Annotated in this window: 1 protein-coding gene; it reads right to left on the reverse strand. The window is 76.2% G+C overall.

Going from position 1 to position 3,667, the window contains the following annotated elements:
- On the reverse strand, nt 1-3,667 hold a 3,667-nt coding region (locus AB0O19_RS38405), incomplete at both ends, for a condensation domain-containing protein (RefSeq protein ID WP_363626382.1).

Consider the following 3,667-nt stretch of genomic DNA (forward strand, 5'->3'; position numbering starts at 1 on the left):
GGCCCAGAGGTGGTTCATCATGCCGGAGCGCTGGACCATCGCGCCCTTGGGCTTGCCGGTGGAGCCGGAGGTGAACATCACGTACGCCAGGTCCAGCCCGGTGCCCACGCAGTCGGGCAGGGCCCGCGCGCCGGCGGCCTGCTCCAGGCCGATGACGGTGACCGGCTCGCCCTGGACGGCGGCGGCGAACTCGGCGGCCTGTGCCTCGTACCCGGCGCCGACCAGCAGGTGGCGGGCGCCGCCGTCCTCCAGCAGCCCGGTGTTGCGGGCGGCCGGCGCGGCCGGGTCGAGCGGCAGGTAGGCACCGCCGGCGCCGATCACGCCCAGCACGCCGGTGATGAACGGGACACCGGGCTCGGCGAGCATCGCGACCACCGAACCGGTGGTGACCCCGGCCTCCGCGAGGCCCGCGGACAGGCCGCCGGCCGCCTCGACCAGTTCCTGGTAGGTCAGCGAGCCGGCGCCGTCGGTGACGGCGGTCGCCTCGGGGGTGCGGGCGGCGACGGCGCGCACCCGCTCGACGACGCCGAGGCTCTCCTCGGGGATCGACGGGTCCCAGGCGCCGAGCAGTCCGCCCAGCTCGCCGGGGGTGCCGGTGCCGGTGAGGTCCGCCGGGCCGGTCACGTCGACCTGGGCGAGCGGCAGTCCGGGCCGCTCGGCGACGGTCCGCAGCAGGTGCTGGAAGATCGCCGAGACCCGCTCGACCTCGGCCCGGCCGAACAGGCCGGGGTTGTAGTCCAGCCGCAGGTGCAGGCTGTCGCCGGGGTGGACCACCAGGCTCAGCGGGTGGTGCCGGGCGTCAAGGGCCTCGGTGCGGACGATGCGCGGGCCGTCGGCGACGCCGGTGTCGAGGCCGTTCTCGTCCAGCGGGAAGTTCTCGAACAGCACCACGGTGTCGAAGACCTCGCCGGACAGGCCGGCGGCCTGGTGGATCGCGGCGAGCCCGAGGTGCTCGTGCGGGAGCAGCGCGGTCTGCTGGTCCTGGAGGGCGTGCAGCAGTTCGGCGAGGGTGGCATCGGGGTGCAGCCGGGCCCGGACCGGCACGGTGGTGAGGAACATGCCGATCATCGACTCGACGTCCGGGACCTCGGCCGGGCGGCCGGAGGTGACGGCGCCGAACACCACGTCCTGGCGGCCGGTGAGCCGCCCGAGCAGCAGCGCCCAGCAGCCCTGCACCACGGTGTTGACGGTCAGGCCCTGGGTGCGGGCCCAGCCGGCGAGCGCGGCGGTCAGCTCGCGCGGCACCTCGGCGAGCACCGCGTCGGGCAGCACCGGGAGGCGGCTCGGGTCGGCGGGGACGAGCAGGGTGGGCTCGTCGACGTCGGCCAGCACCTCGTGCCAGGCGGCCCGGGCGGCCGTGCGGTCCTGCGCGGTCAGCCAGGCCAGGTACGAGCGGTACGGGGCCGGGTCGGGCAGCAGCGCGACGTCCGCGCCGGGCGCGCAGAGCGCGAACAGCTCGCGGACGAGCAGCGGCATCGACCAGCCGTCGACCAGGATGTGGTGGCTGGTCCAGATGAACCGGTGCCGGCCCTCGCCGTGGGTGACGAGCGCGAAGCGCAGCAGCGGCGGCGCGGCGAGGTCGAAGCGGCGGGTGCGCTCGGCCTCGGTGATGCGGATCAGCTCGGCGGCCCGGGCGGGCTCCGTCAGGTCGGTCAGGTCGGCGTCCAGCCAGGGCAGTTCGGCGTGCTGGGCGATGACCTGGACGGGCTCTCCGGTGGCCCGGGCGCGGAAGGCGGCGCGCAGGTTCGGGTGCCGGTCGAGCAGGGCCTGCCCGGCGGCGCGCAGGGCGTCGGCGTCGAGGTCGCCCTCGATGTCGGCGACGATCTGCAGGGTGTAGACGTCGACCGCGTCCGCGCCGCCCCCGGCGGCGGTGTCGTAGTCGGCGTGGAAGAGCATGCCCTGCTGGAGCGGGGTGAGCGGCAGGACGTCGGCGAGGGCGGTGCCGGCCTCGGCGAGTTCGGCCTCGTACTCCTCGATCTCGTCCTGGGCCAGGGCGACCAGCGGCAGGTCGGAGGGGGTGCGGCCGCCCGCACCGGGGGCGGTGGCGTGCCGGGCGAGCAGTTCGAGGGCGCGGAACCAGGTGGCCGCGACGTCCTGGGCGTCCTCCTCGGCGACGGTCCGGCCGGCCCAGGACCAGTTGGCGATCAGGTGCGGGCCGTCGTGCCGGTCCTCGGTGGCCGGGGTGACGTCGAGCAGGTGCGGCAGCGGCATGGCGGGGTGGGCGCCGGTGCCGACCACGCCGTCGCCGCCGGCCGGCTCCCAGAGGCGGGCCTCGCGGGCGTCGAAGCGGCCCATGTAGTTGAAGCCGATCTGCGGCTTGTGGTGGCCGGCCAGGGCGCGGGCGGCGTGCGGGTTGAGGTAGCGCAGCAGGCCGTAGCCGACGCCGCGGTCGGGCAGCGCGCGCAGCTGCTCCTTGATCCGCTTGAGGGCGGCGGCGAGGGCGGGGCCGCCGGCCCAGAGCTCGTCCCAGTCGAGCGTGCCGGGGTCGAGGCGCATCGGGAAGGCGCTGGTGAACCAGCCGACGGTGCGGGACAGGTCGAGGCCGTCGCCGAGCTGCTCGCGGCCGTGGCCCTCCAGCTCGATCAGGGTCTGGGCGTAGTCGGCGCGGCCGTGCCGGCGGCGCCAGTCGGCGACGGCGAGGGCGAGGCCGGTCAGCAGGACGTCGTTGACCTCGGCGTGGAAGGCCGCCGGGACGTCGGTGAGCAGCGGGCCGGTGACCTCGGGGCCGAGCTCCAGGCGCAGGGTGCGCTGGGTGCCGTAGACGTCCGTCTCGGGGTCGAGCCGGTGGGTGCCGACCAGCGGGTCGGGGCCGGTCAGGATCGACTGCCAGAGGGCGAGTTCGGGGCCGCGGACCTGGGTGCGGGCCTGCGCGGCGAGCAGCTGGGACCAGGCGCGGTAGGAGGTGCCGACCGGGTCGAGTGCGGGGGTGCGGCCGGCCGCCAGCGCCTCGCAGGCGGCGGCGAGGTCGGGCAGCAGGATCCGCCAGGACACGCCGTCGATGACCAGGTGGTGGGCGGAGAGCACCAGCAGGGCGGTGTCGGCGCCGGGGGCCGCGCCGATCAGCACGGCCTGGATCATCACGGCGGCGGCGGGGTCGAGCCGGGCGCGGGCGGCGGCGGCCTGCCGCTCGGCGAAGCCGAGGGCGTCCTGGTCGTCGGCGCCGCTGCCGGCGCCGTTCTCGGCGGTGGCGACCAGACGGACGCCGGCGAGCGCGCCGGGGGCCAGCGCCTCCAGGTGCCACAGGCCGGGGGCGGGTTCGGTGGCCCGGGTGCGCAGCGCGTCGTGGTGGTCGACCAGGGTGTGCAGGGCCGCGTCGAGCAGTTCGGCGTCCAGGGCGGCGGGGACCCGGACGACCACGTGCTGGCTGTACTTGACGACCGGGCCGGTGAGGCTGGTGGTGTCGTCGTGCAACTGGCCCATGATCGGGGTGAGTTCGTACGGGCCGGTGCCGCCGGCGTCCTCGGCGGGCGCGGTCGCCGCCGTGGGGTCGGCGCCGCCCGCGACCCGGGCGAGGGCGGCGGCGGTCTTGTGGGTGAAGATGTCGCGGGTGGTGAGGGTGAGTCCGGCCTTGTGGGCGCGGCTGACGACCTGGATGGAGCGGATGCTGTCGCCGCCGAGGGCGAAGAAGTCCTCGTCGATGCCGACCCGGCCGGTGCCGAGGACCTCG

The organism is Kitasatospora sp. NPDC091276, from assembly GCF_040684355.1.
Lineage (GTDB): Bacteria > Actinomycetota > Actinomycetes > Streptomycetales > Streptomycetaceae > Kitasatospora.